The organism is Streptomyces sp. NPDC005262, assembly GCF_042872425.1.
In the GTDB taxonomy this organism is placed as follows: Bacteria; Actinomycetota; Actinomycetes; order Streptomycetales; family Streptomycetaceae; genus Streptomyces.
Genome location: NZ_JBIAKK010000003.1, coordinates 586,115 through 604,252 on the forward strand (window position 1 = coordinate 586,115; position 18,138 = coordinate 604,252).

General features: G+C 70.9%; 12 protein-coding genes and 1 tRNA gene. 7 read left to right on the top strand and 6 right to left on the bottom strand.

The window, feature by feature from the left end:
- Window positions 1-58: 58 nt before the first annotated feature.
- Window positions 59-132 (bottom strand) — tRNA-Pro (locus ACFYP5_RS12635).
- A 50-nt stretch (window positions 133-182) separates the two neighbouring features.
- Window positions 183-2,816: an ATP-binding protein gene (locus tag ACFYP5_RS12640; protein WP_389034175.1), complete on the bottom strand. Its 2,634-nt coding sequence runs from the start codon at window positions 2,814-2,816 to the stop codon at window positions 183-185.
- Window positions 2,817-2,924: 108 nt separating this feature from the next.
- On the opposite strand from ACFYP5_RS12640, the gene ACFYP5_RS12645 reads away from it, so the two are divergent.
- Entirely contained in the window at window positions 2,925-3,470 is a 546-nt protein-coding gene (locus tag ACFYP5_RS12645) for a DUF309 domain-containing protein (protein WP_389034178.1), read from the top strand.
- A 90-nt stretch (window positions 3,471-3,560) separates the two neighbouring features.
- On the top strand, window positions 3,561-3,947 hold the full coding sequence (locus ACFYP5_RS12650) for a hypothetical protein (protein ID WP_389034181.1): 387 nt from the start codon (window positions 3,561-3,563) through the stop codon (window positions 3,945-3,947).
- A gap of 15 nt (window positions 3,948-3,962) precedes the next feature.
- Here ACFYP5_RS12650 and ACFYP5_RS12655 read toward each other — a convergent pair whose 3' ends face one another.
- Genes ACFYP5_RS12655 through ACFYP5_RS12665 form a run of 3 tightly spaced genes read right to left on the bottom strand, consistent with a single transcriptional unit; the run spans window position 3,963 to window position 8,093 of the window.
- The gene (locus ACFYP5_RS12655) at window positions 3,963-5,192 is read right to left on the bottom strand and encodes an FAD-dependent oxidoreductase (protein WP_389034184.1); all 1,230 of its coding nucleotides are present in this window, start codon (window positions 5,190-5,192) and stop codon (window positions 3,963-3,965) included.
- Window positions 5,189-6,622: an FAD-dependent oxidoreductase gene (locus ACFYP5_RS12660; RefSeq protein ID WP_389034187.1), complete on the bottom strand. Its 1,434-nt coding sequence runs from the start codon at window positions 6,620-6,622 to the stop codon at window positions 5,189-5,191. The genes ACFYP5_RS12655 and ACFYP5_RS12660 overlap by 4 nt, the downstream gene beginning before the upstream one ends.
- A 37-nt stretch (window positions 6,623-6,659) precedes the next feature.
- Window positions 6,660-8,093, bottom strand: coding sequence for an FGGY family carbohydrate kinase (locus ACFYP5_RS12665; RefSeq protein ID WP_389034189.1), 1,434 nt, complete (start codon window positions 8,091-8,093; stop codon window positions 6,660-6,662).
- Window positions 8,094-8,531: 438 nt separating this feature from the next.
- Between ACFYP5_RS12665 and ACFYP5_RS12670 the strand changes: the two genes are divergently transcribed.
- A complete protein-coding gene (locus tag ACFYP5_RS12670) occupies window positions 8,532-9,539 on the top strand; it encodes a hypothetical protein (protein WP_389034192.1) in 1,008 nt (335 codons plus the stop codon).
- Between the two features lie 65 nt (window positions 9,540-9,604).
- Window positions 9,605-11,134 carry an amino acid permease gene (locus tag ACFYP5_RS12675; RefSeq protein ID WP_389034195.1) on the top strand — a complete coding sequence of 510 codons (1,530 nt, stop codon included), beginning with the start codon at window positions 9,605-9,607 and terminating at the stop codon, window positions 11,132-11,134.
- A gap of 88 nt (window positions 11,135-11,222) precedes the next feature.
- On the opposite strand, the gene ACFYP5_RS12680 is transcribed toward ACFYP5_RS12675, so the two are convergent.
- Window positions 11,223-11,990 carry a sulfite exporter TauE/SafE family protein gene (locus ACFYP5_RS12680; RefSeq protein WP_389034197.1) on the bottom strand — a complete coding sequence of 256 codons (768 nt, stop codon included), beginning with the start codon at window positions 11,988-11,990 and terminating at the stop codon, window positions 11,223-11,225.
- 252 nt (window positions 11,991-12,242) lie between these two features.
- Between ACFYP5_RS12680 and ACFYP5_RS12685 the strand changes: the two genes are divergently transcribed.
- The 3 genes from ACFYP5_RS12685 (at window position 12,243) to ACFYP5_RS12695 (ending at window position 18,130) form a co-directional block, all read left to right on the top strand.
- Window positions 12,243-15,221, top strand: coding sequence for an alpha-L-fucosidase (locus ACFYP5_RS12685; protein WP_389034482.1), 2,979 nt, complete (start codon window positions 12,243-12,245; stop codon window positions 15,219-15,221).
- 270 nt (window positions 15,222-15,491) lie between these two features.
- Window positions 15,492-16,661, top strand: a complete 1,170-nt coding sequence (locus ACFYP5_RS12690) for a substrate-binding domain-containing protein (RefSeq protein ID WP_389034200.1) — start codon at window positions 15,492-15,494, stop codon at window positions 16,659-16,661.
- Between the two features lie 101 nt (window positions 16,662-16,762).
- Entirely contained in the window at window positions 16,763-18,130 is a 1,368-nt protein-coding gene (locus ACFYP5_RS12695) for an ABC transporter substrate-binding protein (protein ID WP_389034202.1), read from the top strand.
- Window positions 18,131-18,138 lie beyond the last annotated feature (8 nt).

Here is an 18,138-nt window from a genome sequence, read left to right on the forward strand (position 1 = left end):
ACGCGTGAGGGGCGCTCCGAAGAGCGCCCCTCACCTGCGGAAAATTCCGACATCTCTGTCGGGACGACAGGATTTGAACCTGCGACCCCTTGACCCCCAGTCAAGTGCGCTACCAAGCTGCGCCACGTCCCGCTGCGACTTCCCCTGGTGTTGCCAGGCGCTCGCGCAGGACAAACATTACCTCACTCCGTCGACCGGATCGACGCCCGTGCCTGGTGGGCGCGGGTTGCGAGCGACTCGGCGCCGCACGCGGTGGCCAGTTTCTGCGCCCGGGCGAGCTCCTTCGGGGAGCGGATCGCGACGCCGTATTCGAAGCGGGCCAGGGCATGTTCGTACGCGGACGGAGAGGCCTCCAGGTGCCGGACCGCGTCGGCGAGCAGGTGCTGGGTGTCCTCGGGGCGGGCGAACAGCGAGACGCAGCGCAGCGCCTCACCGATCGCGGTCTCCGTGCCGAACCTCTCCGCGTGCACCCGGGCCGATGTCGCGAGTTGGGCGGCGCGGGCCGGGTCGTCGTCGGCCAGGGCGCGGGCGAGATCGCCGGCCCAGGGAGCCCAGATGCCGTTGAACCTGCCACGCGGTTCGAGTGCCTGGCCGGCCGCTTCGAGTTCGGTGACGGCCTCCTTCGTACGGCCTTCGGCGAGCAGGAGACGGCCCCGGACGCACGGCGCGTCAGGCAGCACCATGGCGCTGGGGTAGGGCAGCCCGAAGTGGTACCTGTCAGCTATCGTGCGGGCCTCGGAGACGCGGCCGCGGGCCAGCAGGGTGTCGATGAGCAGGCAGGCGGCGTCCCAGTGGACGGGCAGACCACTACCGACACGGTCGGCGAGCCGCAGCCCTTCGCGCAGAAAGCCCTCGGCCTCGGCCAGTCGGCCGCGACGGCGGTGGACCAGGCCGAGGAGAGTGTGCGCGAATGCGAGGTGGGCGCCGCTCCAGCCGGAGATCTCGAAGGCGCGCACCGCCTCGCTGAAGAGTTCCTCGGCCCGGTCGAGCTGGTCGGTGAAGGCATAGGTGATGCCGACCAGGGTGGGGAACTCGAAGCCCCATTCGGTGTCGGTCCAGCCGAGACCGCGGGCGGGGCGGCCGTCGACCAGAGCGCGTTCGCAGAGGTCGATGACGAGTTGGGAGTTCTCGCCACGCAGCATGGCGTCGAACGCGCGGATGGTGAGCAGGGCGCGTTCGGCGTTGTCCTTGCCGGTGAGGTGGTCGGCGTTACGGGCGAGCCGACGGGAGCGTCCGGGACCGTCGTCCTCGGCGGCCTGCATGCCCTCCCACATGAAGTGCGCGGCCTGGAGGCGCATCTGACCCGGTCCGGGGGCGGTGCGTCCGACCTCGGCGGCGAGGGCGAGTGCGGCTTCCTTGAGCTGGTTGTTGTGGGAGAGGGCCGCGGCCAGCCGGAAGGTGGCGTCGACCCGTACGTCGTCGTCGAGTCCGGGCAGATCGAGAGCGGCGCGCAGGTGCTGGACCGTGGTGGGCGGGGAGCTGAGCAACGTGGCGCAGCCCAGTTCGTACAGCAGCGTGGCGCGCACCTGGTGGCGCGGCGGTTCCCGCAAGGCTCGCTCCAGGCAGCGACGCGCGGCCTCGGGTGCGCCGACGGCGAGGTGCTGGCCCGCTGCTTCACGGAGCTGCTCGACCAGTTCCTGGTCGTCGTCCGGATGGACTTCGAGGAGGTGGCGGGAGGCCGCGGCGGCGCCCAGTCCGGCCCTGGTGATCGCCCAGGCGGCCCGGCCGTGCATGGCGGTGCGGGTGGCCGGCGGGATGGAGCGGTAGACGGCGGTTGCGATCAGCGGGTGGACGAACTCGAGCGGGTCGAAGCCGCTGACGATACGGGCGTCACGCAGCCGCGCGGTGCAGTCGGCGGCCTCGGCGGGGCTCATCCCGGCGAGGGTGGCGGCGAGGTCCTGGGAGATGTCGGTGCCGAGGACGGCGGCGGCCCAGGCGAACCGGTTCGCGTTGGTACCGAGCCGTTCGAGCCGGGCGACGAGTCCGCTGCCGCGGGCTGAGGCTCCGAGTTCGCGCAGCAGTCCGGCCGATTCCTCCAGTGGCGGCAGTTCGCGGTCCTGCACCTTGGCGACGAGTTCGACCGCCTCGTACGGGTTGCCGCCGGTGACGGCCCACACCTCGCGGCAGAACGGATCGTCGGCGTGGTCGCCCAGCGTCGCCCTGACCAGTTCGGCGGTGGCGTCGGGGGTCAGAGCGCGCAGCGCGACCCGGACCTGAGCCGGGTGTCCGCTGCCGTTGCCGCCCTCCGTCTTCCGTGCCGCCAGCTCGTCCGGGCGGTGCGCCTGGACCACCAGGACGGGCAGTTCGCCGAGGCCTGCGGTGAACGAGGCCAGCCAGGCTAGGGATTCGCCGTCCGCCCAGTGCGCGTCGTCGACGATCAGCAGCAGCGGACGGTGGCTCAGCCGTGAGGCGAGCCGCGCGACGACCCAGTCGATCCCGTCCCGCACACCCTGCGGATCGGGCTGCGTGCCGGTGGGTTCGGCGAGCCCGAGGGCGGGTGCGGCGATCTCGTACCAGGACCCGAACAGACTCCTCACCTCATCGGGCGGGAACTGGTCCAGGGCGGGCTGCAGCAGTTGACGTACGACGTGGAACGGTACGGACGTGACCGTCTCGCCACCGCGCGCGGACCAGACGGTGCAGCGGTCCGCCGCCAGGGTCTCGATCTCGGCGAGCAGCGCGGTCTTGCCGATGCCTGCCTCGCCACTGAAGATCAACAGCCCGCCGACGGCCTGTGCGCCGCACAGGGCGTCCACGGCTTGTGCGGCGGCAGCGAGTTCCGGATCGCGCTCGTACAGCGGCCGGGACGGCTTCATGCCTACCCTCCCCATAGTGGTACGGATGACTCCCGACACTAGTCGTGCGCGGGTGCCCACCGACAGTGGTTCGGACAGTTCGTCGCAGGTGCGGGGCACAATCGAAGAGTGGACGAGACTCACAGGGACCGCGACGCCGAGGGCCGGGCGCGCAACGCGCGCCCGCGCGACGGGCTGGGGCGCCCGCTGCCGTACGGGACGCCGGGAGTGGAGCGTCAGCCGGAGGGGGTGATCCGTTCCCCCGACGAAACGCTGCGGGAGGCGCAGCGGCTGCTGGACGCGGGGATGCCGTTCCATGCGCACGAGGTGTTCGAGGATGCGTGGAAGTCGGGTCCCGAGGAGGAACGGGAGTTGTGGCGCGGGCTGGCACAACTTGCGGTGGGGCTGACGCATACGGCCCGCGGCAATACGACGGGTGGGGCGCGGCTGTTGCGACGGGGTGCGGCGGCGCTCGCGGAGTGCGCGCGGTCCGGCGGGTTCGCGGAACCCGGAGAGTTCGGGGACGCGGTGCCCTACGGGATCGGGGTCCGTGGACTGATCGACTGGGCGCAGGAGCTGGCCGGGCGGGTGGAGGCGGCGGACGGGCAGGCGGCGGGCGCGCGGCCGGTGGACGCGGCCGGGGAGGCTCCGTGTCTGCGTCCGGAGCGCCGGTAGACCGGTGAGCCGGCCGGCTGCGATCGTTTTCTGGCTCCCGTCGCCCGGACGGGCGAACACGGTGCCGCGAAACCATTACCATCCCGCGTCATGAGCACTTCTGACCAGGACCAGTCCGTGGACACTCCCATACCCGCCCCCGACGCCGGTACAGCGGCCGAGGTCGAGGCTGAGGTCGAGGCCGAGGTTGAGACCGAGGCAGAAGGCGGGGCCGAGGGCCGCAGACTGACACCACGCCAGGCGAGACGGCTGCGGATCGCCCTCTCGTCGGTGGGCATGGTGGCGATGGCGGTCGTTCTCGGGCTGCGGATCGCGAGCCGGTCGTCCGTTCTGGTCGTCGGGGTGTACGGGCTCGCGCTGATCCTGTGCGGGATCGTGATCGAGCTCAGCCGCAACGGCCGCACACGGCTGGGCAGTTGGCTGCTGGCCGTCGGCCTGGTGGCGGCGATCGGTTCGGACTGGCTGCTGATCCCCTGACGCCGCGGCGGGTGCTCAGTGCACCGTGATCCGCACGGTCCCGCCCTGCGGGTCCACCCGGTCGAGCCAGTCACCCCGCAGCCGGAACGACCGGTTCGGTACGACGGGCAGCAGCAGCTCCCGGTGGAGGACGTGTCCGTCCTGGCCGACCACGAGGAACGGGCGGAGCAGCCGCCGGCCGGTGCGCAGGGTAAAGCGGTCATGGAGCGGGCCGCCGTCAAAGGTGACGAGGTTCGGTGCGACCCATTCCAGCGGGGCGTCGACGGCGAGCGCCGGACGGCCGGCCGGCCAGGGATCCGCTGCCAGGTGACGCAGTACGGGAGCGGCCACGGCCCGGCCCTCGGCGGCCGCGGTCCCCGCGCTCTCCACTGCGTGCAGCAGATTACCGACGGCGAAGACGCCGGTCGCCCGGGTGCGGTAGGAGGCGTCGTACGCGGGACCACGGGTGCCGGGGTCCAGGGTCGCCCCGCCGCGCCGGGCCAGCTCGTGGTCGGGGATCCAGTCCCCGGTGAAGACGACGGTGTCGCAGGGCAGGGTCGTGGTCCGGCCGTCGCGGTGGCGCAGTGAGACCCCGGTGAGCCGCTCCCGGCCGGACAGTCCGGTGACGGTGGCGTCGGTGAGGAGCGGTGTGCGGTGCCGTCCGCGCACCGGAGCGGCGGGCAGCCGGGACGGCGGCTGGTCGGTGACCAGGGCGACCACCTCGAGGCCGGCCACCCTCAGCGTGTCCGCCGCGGCATGACTGACGGGTTCGTTGCCGATGACGACCGCTCGCGTACCGATCCGCTGCCGGAAGAGGTGGACCGCCTGCTGGAGTTCGCCGGTGGTGTAGACGCCGGGCGCACGCGTGCCGGGGACGAGCCGGGCGCTGCGCGGGCGTTCGCGCGCACCGGTGGCGAGGACGACGGCGCGCGCGGTGATGCGTTCGAGTCCGGTGGGTCCGGTGATGTCGAGGGTGCGGGGGCCGGCCCAGCCGGTGACGGTGACGGAGGTACGGAGGGTGGCTCCGGCCCGGACGGCAGCGGCCACACACTGCCGTGCGTAGGCGGGCCCGATGGCCCCTCCCCCGATGCGGCCGGCGCCGAATCCGCCGTGGAAGCAGTGGCGCGGGATGCCGCCCGCCGCCTGTTCGCGCTCCAGGATCTCTACGTGGCCCGCGCCGGACGCGGCGAGTTCGGCCCCGGCACCGAGACCGGCCGGTCCCGCCCCGACGACCAGGACGTCGACGGTCCGCTCGCGCCGGGTCATGGCCGGGCCTCCTCGATCAGGGCACGGACCGCGGCCCCGCAGTAGAACCCCTGGCAGCGTCCGCCGCCGGCCCGGGTCCGGCGGCGCAGCCCGTCCTTCGACCGCGCCGGGATCGTACTGGTCAGCGCGTCCCGGATCTCACCCGCGGAGACCCGCTCGCAGTGGCAGACGAGGGTGCCGTAGGCCGGGTCGGCGGCGATCAGCTCCGCGCGCCGGTACGGGCGGGGGAAGGCCTCGCCGAGCTGGGGCATGGTCAGCGGCGGCAGTTCGGTCGGCGTACCGAGGTCGAGGCCGGTGCCGGCGAGCAGTTCGGTGACGTACGCGGCGATGGCCATGGACGCGGTGAGGCCGGTGGAACGGATACCGCCGACGGCGACGTACCGCTGGTCGGAGTAGGCCCGGATGCGGTAGTCCTCGTGCCCGGTGGCGGCGCGCAGTCCGGCGTAGACGGCCGTGACCTCCTCGTCGAGCAGCCCGGGCAGGATCCGGCGGCCCTTCTCGCGCAGGAGCGCGAGACCGTCGGCGCTGGATCCGGTGGCGGTCTTGTCGTCGAGCTCTTCGGCGGTCGGCCCGAGCAGGACGTTGCCGAAGACGGTCGGTGCCACCAGGACGCCCTTGCCGGCCTCGGTGGGTACCGGAAGCAGGATGTGGTCGACGAGATCGCGGGCGAGCTTGTCGAAGACGATGAGCTGGCCGCGGCGCGGAGTGACGGTGAAGGCGTCGTGGCCGAGTTGCCGGTCGAGTTCATCGGCGTACAGACCGGCGGCGTTGATCAGGTAGCGGGTGCGCAGCGAGCCGCGCGTGGTGGTGAGGGTGTGGATGTCCTGGTCGCTGTCGATGTGCCGGACCCGGCAGTTGAGGTGCAGATGGACTCCTGCGCGCACGGCCTGGGTGGCGTACGCGAGAGGCGTCGTCCAGGGACAGATGATGCTCTCGTCGGGGATCTCCAGCGCGCCGAGCGCACCCGGGCCCAGATGGGGTTCGCGGGCACGCAGTTCGTCGGCGCCGATGATGCGTGCGGCGTGGTAGGCGTTGCGTTCCGCCTTGGCCGCCAGGGCGGGGAGCGCGGCGAGCTGTTCCTCGTCCCAGGCGACGAGGAGGGCGCCGGCGCGCTCGACAGGGATGCCGGTCGCGGCGGCGTACGCGGCGAGTCTGCGTTGCCCGTCGCGTACGAGGCGGGCCTCCAGCGAACCGGGAACGGCGTCGAAACCGGTGTGCAGGATCGCGGTGTTGGCCTTCGACGTGCCGTTGCCGACGTCGTCGGATCCGTCGATGAGGGCGGTACGGAGCCGGTAGCGGGCCAGTTCACGGGCGACGGCGGTGCCGACGACTCCTGCGCCGATGACGGTGACGTCGTACGTCGTCGCATCCCCGTCGCCGTCACGCAGGCTGTGGGCCAGTACTCCGGTCGTGGTGATCGTCGGTGTCATGTCGTCTCTCCCGGGCCGCGCCGGGCGCGGATGTCCGTCATGCCCGGTCCAGCAGGGTCTCCACCGCCGCGCGGAACCGGGCGAGGCGTTCGGCGGCCTCGTCCGCGCCGATCCGCGGTTCGTACACGGCGGCCGGCTCCCATGCGGGTACCGCCTGGTGGAGCGGCAACTGCGGGTCGAGGCCCAGGCGTGCCACGGCCCCGATGCCGAGTGCGGTGACGTCCGGCAGTGCGGACACCTCGACCGGGCGCTGCAGCAGGTCGGCCTGGGTCTGCATGAGGAGCGCGGAGCGGGTCAGGCCGCCGTCGACGCGGAGCGAGGTCAGGGGTCCACCGAGGTCGGTGGCAACGGCATCGGCCAGTTCGACGACCTGCGCGGCGATACCGTCGCACAGGGCCCGCACCAGGTGCCCCGCCGTGGTGTCCAGGCCGAGCCCGGTGACCGAGCCGCGCAGATCGCTGCGCCACCAGGGTGCGGCAAGTCCGGCGAGCGCCGGTACGAACGTGACCGTGCCGGCATCGGGGACGGTGGAGCCGACCGGGTCGAGGTCGGCGGCGCCGGAGATCACTCCGAGGTCGGTGAGCCACCGGACGGCGGACGCGGCGGTGTACACCTGCCCGTCGAGGCAGTAGCTGGTACGTCCGCCGAGCTGCCAGGCGACACAGCTGACCAGCCCGGTGGAGCCGCGGCGTGGCGTGGGCCCGGTCTGGGCGAGGAGGAAGGCGCCGGTGCCGTAGGTGCACTTGGCGGTACCCGGTTCCAGGGCGCCCTGGGCGAGGAGGGCGGCCTGCTGGTCGACGAGCAGTCCGGTCAGCGGGAGTTCACCGCCGAAGGCGCGCGTCGCACCGACGGCCCCGGCGGCGTCGACGACGGACGGGAGCCGTTCACCGGAGAGGCCGAAGATGTCCAGGGCGGCGGGTGACCAGCCGACCCGGTCGAGGTCGAGCAGCTGGGTTCGTCCCGCGGTCGCCGCGTCCGTGACGAACGCCCCGGTCAACCGGTGGACAAGCCAGGCGTCGCTGGTGGTGACGACGCCCTCGCGGGTCAGCTCGCGGCGGATCCAGGCCATCTTCGGCGCAGCGAAGTACGGATCGATCGGCAGTCCGGTGAGCTGTTTCAACTCCTCTTCGTGTCCGGCAAGTTCTGCGCACAGCGATGCGGATCGCCGGTCCTGCCAGACGATGGCCTCGGTGAGCGGCCGCCCGGTCGCGGGATCCCAGGCGAGCACGGTCTCGCCCTGGTTCGCCAGTCCGACGGCGGCCACCGGCTCACCGGCTTCGTGCACCGCTTGCTGTCCGGCGTCGACGACCGAGGCGAGCAGCTCGACGGGGTCGGCCTCGACCACTCCCCCGGCGCCGTACCGCGGCCGTACGGGGGCGGCACCGGAGCCGATCACTCCGCGCTCCGGACAGATCACCAGCGCCTTGGTGCCGGAGGTGCCCTGGTCCACGGCGAGTACCGGGCCTGTCATCGACACTCCAGCTGTGCGGAAGCTCTGCGGCTTGAACGGAATCGTGATCAATGGTCGCTGACGCACAGAGTGGTGCAGACCACCGCGTACGTCAAGCAGTGTCCGCACCCCTACGGAGCGACCGGATGGTGGTCAACTAGCCGTTTTTTCGAAGGACTTGAGTAAGATCCGCGAATCGGCGAGGCGGTCGACACCAGGCGTTCTACACTCGCCGCCGAGCAACAACAGGCTATTCATGAGCAGTTCGTCCTCCAACAGCTGCTACACCCCCCACGTGCTTGAGGATTGATGGGACCGACACGCCTTCCCGTGCACCGACATCACGGTCACCGGCTCTTCCGCCTCCGCATGGCCGTACCGCCTCCGGGCGGCGAGACGTGCTGAGAACACCTCCGACCCACCCCGTCCGGCACTGTGGCACGGGAGCGGGGCGAACCAATGGCCAACAGTGATTTCCGGCCGGTCTATCACCCCGCCGGACACGACAACGAGTTACGTTCCGCGTTACAGGACCTGCGTACCGGCCGCTGGGTCTCCATGCGCAATCTGCTGGAGAGCACCCCGGACTGGGCGCTGTGGACCCAGCGCACCCAGGTACTCGGAGCGGTCGCCGCGGGATCCGACGCGGTACAGGCCTGGCAGACCGAGGAGCCCGGGAGTGTCGCAGCTGCCGTGATGCACGCGCGGGTCGTCGTCGAGCGGACGGTACGCGCCCATCGCGAAGGCCATCACCGGGCGCAGGAACTGTGGCAGGAGGCCTGGGAGGCCTGCGGAGCCGCCGCCCACGTCACCCCGACCGACCCGGTGCCATGGGTGTGCCTGCTTGCCCTGTCCCAGCTGGACGAGGAGCAGCGACTGAAGGAGCACCGGCTGCATCCGCCGGGGCCGATGCTCTTTCCCGGCCCGTGGGGCCTGCTGGCGGAGGTCGACCGGCGCGATCCGGGCAACCGCGAGGCCTACCACCGGATGCTCCAGTTCGTATACGCGCGCAAAGCCGGCGGCACCCTCTCGGAGGCGGTCAATTTCGCGCAGTGGGCGGCCTCTTCGGCGCCCGACGGCTCCTCCCTCCATGTCCTGCCGCTGTACGTGCGGGTCGAGCGCTACCGCCGCGAGCACGGGCAGGAGAAGGCGCTGGATCTTCACTGGGTCACCGAGGACGCCGAACGGGACGCCGAGCGGGCTCTGCGTCTCTGGTTCCACCGCACGGATCCGGCCGGACAGTCCCTGCTCGACGTCAATCATCTCGCCCACGCACTGTGGGGCTCCCTGCGGTTCGCCGACGCGGTCCCCGTGTTCCAGGCACTCGGGCCGTACTTCACCACGCTGCCCTGGTCGTACCGCACCCGCACCCCCCGTGACCCCTCGGCCGCCGAGGACGTGTTCCTGCGCGCCCGGAGCCGCTGCCTCACCGCAGCACGCGAACCGGGACGCGGACCGCACGGCTGAGCCCACCGAGCCATCACCCCGCAGCAGACCGACCCGTCCCCGTCCCGCCCATGGAGGTTTCTGTCATGTCCATATCCACCTCGCCCCAGCCGGGCGCGGAGGCCGACACCCAGAAGGACGAGGAGCAGCGGCTGCGCGAACTCGGCTACCAGCCGGTGCTGGCCCGCCGCATGGGCGGCTTCGGCAACTTCGCCATCAGCTTCTCCGTCATCTCGATCCTGTCCGGCTGCATGACCCTGTACGGCTTCGGCATGTCGACCGGCGGACCGTCGGTGATGCTGTGGGGCTGGGCCGGCGTCGGCCTGTTCGTGCTCTGCGTCGGCATGGCACTCGCCGAGGTCACCAGCGCGTACCCGACGTCCGGCGCGCTGTACTACATGGCGGACCGACTCGGTGGCCGCAAGTGGGGCTGGTACACCGGCTGGCTGAATCTGCTCGGCCTGCTCGGTGCGATCGCGGGCATCGACTACGGCGCCGCACTGTTCACCGGTGCACTGATGAACCTGCAGTGGGGCTTCGACCCCACACCCGGCCACACCATGATCATCTTTGTCTGCATCCTGCTGCTGCACGCCGTGCTGAACCTCTTCGGGGTCCGCCTCGTCAGCGTTCTCAACTCGATCAGCGTGTGGTGGCATCTGGCCGGCGTCGCCGTGATCGTCGCCGTGCTGGCGATCGTCCCCTCGCACCACCAGTCGCCGTCGTTCGTCTTCACCGAGTTCGTCAATGACACGGGATGGCAGAACCCGCTCTACGTGGCGGCGATCGGTCTGCTCCTCGCGCAGTACACCTTCTGCGGATACGACGCCTCCGCCCACCTGTCGGAGGAGACGTCGAACGCCTCGGTGACGGCGGCCCGCGGCATCGTCCGCTCGATCTGGGTCTCCTGGATCGCCGGGTTCGTGCTGCTCGCCGGTCTGACGTTCGCGATCCAGGACTACGCGGGCACCCAGGACACCGCCACCGGTGTACCGCCTGCCCAGATCCTGATCGACGCGCTCGGCACCTCGGGCGCCACCGCCATGCTGCTGATCGTGATCGCGGCCCAGCTGTTCTGCGGCAACGCCGAGGTCGCCGCGGCCAGCCGGATGGTGTTCGCGTTCAGCCGGGACAACGCGCTGCCGGGTTCGGCGCTGTGGCGCAAGGTGAGCGCCCGCACCCAGACGCCCGTGAACGCGGTATGGCTGTCGGTCGTCGCCGCCGGCCTGCTCGCGCTTCCGTCCCTGTACTCCGCGACCGCGTACGGTGCGGTGACCGCGATCAACGTCATCGGCATCACGCCCGCCTATGCTATCCCGATCTTCCTGAAGCTGCGCGCGGGCGACCGCTTCCAGCACGGCCCCTGGCACCTGGGCCGCTGGTCGAAGCCGATCGGCTGGATCGCGGTGGTGTGGGTGGCGATCGCGACCGTACTGTTCCTGCTTCCGCAGTCGTCGCCGGTGACCATCGACTCGATGAACTATGCCTCGATCGCACTGGTGGCGGTACTGGTGCTGGCCACCGTCTGGTGGTTCGTCGCGCGCCGTTCGTACGGCACTCCGTCCGCGTACGGGAACGCCCGTGAGCAGGCGGAGATCGCGGCGGACATCGTCTGACGCGACGGCTGTCGCGGCCTCTCCGGGCGCCCTTCAGGCCCTCCTGGACCCTTGGGTCGGGAGGGCCTTGCCGTGCCGTCGGGTGCGCTCAGCCCACGAGCAGCTGGAGGCCGCCGAGCACGGTCGCGCCGATCACCAGTCGTTCGAAGAGCTTCTGGTTGATCCGGTCCACGCACTTGCGACCGATGTAGGCGCCGGGAATGACGAACAGCAGCATCGCGGCGTCCAGCAGCAGCGACTGGGCATCGATGAGGCCGAGGCCCACGCTGAACGGCACCTTGGAGGTGTTGACGATCAGGAAGAACCACGCCGACGTGCCAAGGAAGCCGAGCTTCCGGAAACCGGCCGAGAGCAGATAGAGCGACATCACGGGGCCGCCCGCGTTGGCGACCATGGTGGTGAAACCGCCGAGCACCCCGTACGAACGGGCCTTGAGCCGGCCCGTCCGGGACGCGCCGCCGGACTCCTCCGGAGGCTCCTTGCCGTCGGCGCCGGAACGGCGCCGCCAGACGGTGACGCCTGCCATGAAGAGCAGGATCGCGCCGATCGACGTCCGCACCGCGTCGTCGTCGGCCCACATCATGAAGAGCGTGCCCGCCACCACGCCCACGGCGACGGCCGGGAACAGCCGCAGCAGCGTAGGCCAGTGCGCATGCCTGCGGTAGGTGAGGACGGCGAGCACGTCGCCCGCGATGAGGATCGGGAGCAGTACCCCGGTGGACTCGCGGGCCGGGAGCACGGCCGCGAAGACCGCGAGACTGATCGTATTGGCACCGCTGACGGCCGTCTTGGAGAAGCCTACGAGTGCGGATGCCGCGGCCAGCGCCGCCAGTTGCCAGAGTGTGAGGGTGTCCATGCCAGGAACAGATGGTAGTCGCATCCATTTTCGGGCCGCGATCGCGTCCCTTGCTCAACGCCCGACTTTGCACCGACTCATCCGATGTGTTGTCACACGACTCCCTCCATCACCGGCCCAATTGGCCATAACTACTGGGTAGTTGCACGTCGGAAGTCTTGACCTCGGATAGTGGCGTTGCAAGCATCGGATGTCTCAGTGGGCAGCCACCGTGGCTCCACCCACATCGGCCCCGACGAGAGGGCGACGGCCATGGCATTCGTACCGCACAGCCGCACATCTCCAGCACTTCGGTCGACGGGCAGACCGCGCACCTCACCGGCGGGGCGCAGATGGACCCTGTTCTGTCTGTCCCTGGCCCTGGCCATGGCAGCGGCCCTCCTCGGCGCACCCGCCGCCACCGCCGAGGTCCAGCATCCGCGCCAGCAGTGGATGCGCGATTCCACGGCGGGTCTGTTCCTCCACTGGGGCATGTTCACCGCGCCCCGCCATGTCGACTGCAAGGCGTGGGAGCACGACGTCACCGCGGGCGGCTGGACCGCCGACTACTGGGTCGACGAGGCACGCAAGCTCGGGGCCTCGTACATCGTCCTCGCCACCTTCCACAGCAGGCTGGGATATGCGCGGCCGTGGCCCTCGAAGATCCCCGGCAGCTGCTCCACGGAGCGCGACTTCCTCGGCGAGCTCGTGAACGCGGGCAAGGCCAAGGGCATCAAGGTCATGCTGTACATGACCGACGATCCGCAGTGGCACAACGAGGTGCCGGGGGTGCAGACGCTCGACTCGGACGCGTACTCCGCGTACAAGGGCGAGAAGGTCGACCTGACGACGCGCGAGGGCTTCGGCCGGTTCAGCTACGACCAGTTCTTCGAAGTGATGGAGAACTACCCGGATCTGGCGGGGTTCTGGATCGACAACGACAACGAGTACTGGGAGAACCATCACCTCTACGAGCAGATCCGGGCGAAGCGGCCGTCCTGGTTGTTGACCAACAACAATGAGGACACGCCGATCATGGACACGGTCAGCAACGAGCAGAAGACCGGCATGACTCCGGCGTACGACTATCCATCGGCCGCGTTCACGCCGATGCCCCGCATCTCCGAGGGTGACTACAAGCTGCCGACCAGCGGCGACTGGTGGTACGACGGCAAGGACCACCCGGTGGACTTCCGGCTGAGCACCGGCCGGTACATCACCAACGCGGGCTCGTCCATGAAGTCGCTGATGGCGGAGACGGCGATGGTGGACGGCAGGTTCCCGCCGAGCCAGCAGGAGTACAACGACTTCATGGCCGGCTGGACCGCCCCGATCCGGTCCTCGCTGCAGGGCACCGAGGGCGGCGGCTACATGTACGGCGGGATGCAGCCCGGCTTCTGGAACGACGGCGCGCACGGTGTCGTCACCGTCAGGCCCGGGGCGCGGACCCAGTACGTGCACGTGGTGACCCGGCCCCGAACGGATCTGGTGCGTCTGCGGGACAACGGGTACCGGGCGACGAAGGTGACCGATGTGCGCACCGGGAAGGCGATGGCGTTCAGCCAGTCCGGGGGCTACCTCACGATCCTCGGGATCGCCGACTGGGATCCGTACGACACGGTGTTCGAGGTCGAGACGGACGGCCGTCAGCAGTCCTACTACCCGCAGAACTCCCTGCGGGCGACGGCCTCGTCCGCGGCCACCGGACACCCGGCCGCCGATGTCGTCGACGGAAGTCACGAGAACTACTGGGACAGTGACGGGAAGCTCCCCGCATCCGTGACGATCGACCTCGGCAGCCGCCGGAAGGCGAGCTCGCTCGCGGTCAACCAGCGTGAATGGTCACCGACACACGCCCGGTCGACGTTCGGCAGGCCGGAGGACTCCGCGCGGATCAAGGACTACACGGTCTCGACGAGCGACGACGGCAGGCACTGGAAGGCGGTTCGTACCGGAGCCCTGCCGAGCGCCCGTGGGGTGCAGTTCATCGACATCGGTGACCGCACTGCCCGCTACCTGAAGCTCGACGTACGGAACACCTGGGCCGGTCCGCAGGCACCGGACTTCTTCGGCCGGCTCAGGATCGACGAGATCAAGGTGGCCCACGGGGCACCGGTGTCGGGCTCGGCGCAGGTGCCGCTGGAGGCGGAGTCGCGGAGCAACGACCGGGACGGCGGCGTACGGACGTCCGCGTGCGGGGCCTGCTCGGGTTCGTCCCGGCTCGTCGGGTTCGGCGGCGGAGCGCGCAACTCCGTGACGTTCCGCGACGTGACGGCCGCCGAAGCCGGGAACTACCGGCTCCAGTTCGACCACACCGCGGGATCCGCGACCGCGTTGTCGGTGCGGGTCAACGGCGGGCCGGCCATCGATGTGGCGGTGCCCGCGGGCAACCCGGACGTGCCGGAGTCCACAGCTGTCTCCGTGCCGCTGGTCGCGGGCGCCAATACGGTCGAGGTGTTCAGCAGGGAGGCCCGGGGGCCGGGCCTCGACCGGATCGCCGTCGGACCGCTGCCGCCGACGTCGTACGTGCCCAAGACGACGATGACGGTCGAGCCGCACGGGCTGCAGTGGGTCGGCGCCGGGCAGCAGTCGGTCGAGGTGACGGCGAAGCTGCGGCTCGACGCCGACGACATGCTCGACGGCGTCCAGCTCGCCCCGAAGGTCCCCGCGGGCTGGTCGGTCGAGGGCGATCCGGCGACGGCATCGTCGATGCGGCTGGGCGAGACCCTGGAGGCGAGCTGGACGCTGACCTCGCCGCCCGGCTCGGATGTCGCGTCGACGACGGTGCCCGTCACCGCGGCCTTCCGGACGCTCGGCACACCGCACGAGGTGACGCAGAGCGTCGGCGTCCGACCGCGCCCGGCGGACCGGGTGTTCATGCGCGAGGCCGAGGACTCGCGGAACACGCTCGGCACCGCGGGCCTGACCGGCTGCTCGCCCTGCTCCGGCGGCGAGAAGGTGCGCAACATCGGGGGCAGCGCGGCTGCCGATGTCCGGTTCCCGGATGTCACCGTGGACCGGGCCGGCACGTACACACTGTTCATCGACTACACGGTGAACGGGGATCGTTCGTTCCTGGTGAGCGTCAACGGCGGGGCGCCGGTCGAAGCGGCGGTGAGCGGCATCGGGAACAGCACCCCGACGACGACCACCGTTCCGGTGACACTCGCCGCGGGCGCCAACACGATCAGGATCTACAACGACGAGGAGTCCGCACCCGACCTCGACCGGCTGTCGCTGGGACAACCGTAGGGTCGTCGGCGGATCCACCTCAGGGGCCGTTCCCCGGCGGCCCCTGAGGCGCGCCCGGCGGCCGCCCGGCCAGAAACCGGAGGCAGGCGGCGACGAACGGCTCCCCGATCGGCATCGTCCCGGCCAAGGCGACCTGCAGGGGACGATCTTCGGCCAGGGAAGCCGAGGACGCCATGGACGATGCGGGGGTGATCGCTATGCTGCGACCCGAGCGCGCACGCGAAGCGTTCAAACGAACAATGCGCGCGGTACGGCGAGGGGGCCAACAGCATGCGGGAGCCGGTTGAACTCAGGCGTCAGCGAATCCTGTCGGTGGTGCAGTCGCGGGGTGCCGTCAAGGTCAGCGTGCTCGCCGCCGAGCTGGATGTCTCGGTGGTCACGATCCGGCGGGACGTGGAGGAGCTGACCCGGGTGGGGAGGCTGCGGCGCGGGCACGGGGTGGCCCGTCCGGTGGTCGACCGGCCGGAACCCACCAAGGTTCCGGCCGCGCGGACCGAGGAGCCGGCCGGGGACGGCGCTGCGGTGGCCCTCGTCGTACCGGAGCGGCATTCGTATCTGTACGAGACGCTGCACGGTGCCCGGACGGTGCTGGAGGAGTCCGGGATGCGGATCGCCCTGCACATCGCGCCGCAGTCCGCGGGCGCCGAACGGCCGCTGGTGGAGCGGGCGCTGGCGGACGGCGCCCGCGGACTGCTGATCGCCCCCCGGTGGCGCAACGCGCGCTCGGAGGAGCTGGACTACGGCTGGCTGGCGGAGGTGGGGGTGCCGACCGTGCTGATGGAGCGGAGGCCCCGGCCGGGCAGTGCGCTGCACGCCCTGGACTCCGTCTGCTCCGACCACTGGTACGGGACGCATCTGGCCGTGGATCATCTGGTGTCGCTGGGCCACCGCCGTATCGTCCTGGCCGCCCGCGACGACAGTCCGACGGCGCGCACCATCAGGACGGCATTCGCCGAGATCGCGGCAGCCCGTCCGGAGGTGGAGGACTGGTCGACGGTGCTCAGTTCACCCGCGGCGGTGCCCGGCCCCGGTCCGCAGACACCCGGCGCACCGGCCGGAGCCGCGCCCGCTCCCGATGCCGACGGCGACGCCACGGCGGTCGACCTGGCCGCGCTGCTGCGCGAACGGGGCGCCACGGCGGCCCTGCTGCACGGCGATGTGGACGCGCTGATGCTGGTGCAGCGGATGGCGGAGAGCGGCGTCCAGGTGCCGCGGGACTGCTCGGTGGTGGCGTACGACGATGTGGTCGCCGCTCTGGGCAGTACGCCGCTGACCGCGGTGGCTCCACCGAAGGCGGAGATCGGGCGGGCGGCGGCCGAGTTGCTGCTGTACCGGCTGACCGGGACCGCCGGCGCCACCGGCCCGGTGCGCAGGACGGAGCTGCTGCCCACCCTGAAGATCCGTGGTTCGGCACAGCGGATTCCCACCCCCGAAGACTGAGCGTTTGACCGCTTTGATTTTCTCCTGAGCGATCTATTGACCCGTACCGATCAGCCGATCAGGATTCCCGTGTCTCGAATCAGGAGCCGCGGGAGGCACCCATGCCTGGTCGACAGAGCCGTCGATCCGTGCTCGCCTCGATCGCCGCCCTGCCGCTGACGGGCGCGCTCAGCGCCTGCAGCAGCAGTGACGACGCATCGAAGTCGGGCAGCACGAGCAGGACCAGCACCATCAGCAGCAAGGGCGCGAAGCGCGCCACGCACATCACCTTCTGGTCGGCCCTGCGCGGCAGCCAGGAGGTCGTGGACGCGTTCAACCGCACCCACGACCGCGTCCAGGTCGACTTCCAGCAGATCCCCACGGGAGGCCAGGGCGGTTACGCCAAGCTCAGCAACGCGTCCCGGGCGGGCAACGCACCGGATGTCGCGACCATCGAGTACCCCCAGGTCCCGGGCTTCGCCATCGACGGCGTGGCACGCGAGCTCACCGGTCTGATCGGCGACGGACTGCGCTCCAAGCTGCTGCCGCAGGCTCTGGGACTCACCACTTTCGAGCAGCGCGTCTTCAGTGTGCCGCTGGACGTCGAGCCGATGCTGATGCACTACCGCACCGACCTGTTCCAGCAGTTCGGTCTCGAAGTGCCGCGCACCTGGGACGAGTTCGAGGAGGCGGCCCGGACCGTCCGCCGCAAGGCCCCGGACCGGCGCCTGGCGACCTTCGCCACCGACGGTGCCATGCAGTTCGCGGCGCTCGCCTGGCAGGCCGGCGCCCAGTGGTTCGACACCTCGGACGGTGCCTGGAACGTGTCGCTCGCCGACGAGCCGACCCGCCGTGTCGCGTCGTACTGGCAACGGCTCATCGACCAGGACCTGGTCTTCATGAACGCGGTGGACAGCCGGCAGAGCGACGCCCAGATCAGCAACGGCCAGGTCCTCGTCCGGCTCAGCGGCGCCTGGGACGCCGGGGCGCAGATGAACGCCCGGCCCGCGCAGAAAGGCCAGTGGGCCGTGGCCCCGCTCCCCCAGTGGGATCCGGCGAAACCGGCCGTCGGCACCCACGGCGGCTCCACCTTCGCGGTCACCAAGGACAGCCGGCACCCGGAGGCCGCCCTGGAGTTCATCGAGTGGCAGGTGTCGCACCCGGACGCACTGCGCGCCCGGCTGTCCAGCGGCAGCAGCAGCCAGTATCCGGCCGCCCCCGGTCTGGTCGCCGTCGGCCGCAAGGCCTTCGACCGCAGTTACTACAGCGGCCAGGACATCTACACGGTCTTCGAGGAGGAGGCACACAAGATCCGGCAGGGCTGGCTCTGGGGGCCACGGATGACCGCCACCGGAAAGGTGATGCAGGACGGCTTCGCACGGGCGGGCGGCGGCCAGGGTTCGTTGATCGACTCGGTGCGCGCCGCCCAGCAGGGCACCATGCCGGACCTCAAGGCACTGGGCCTCGCCACCACCGAGCGCAGCAACTGACCCCCGTT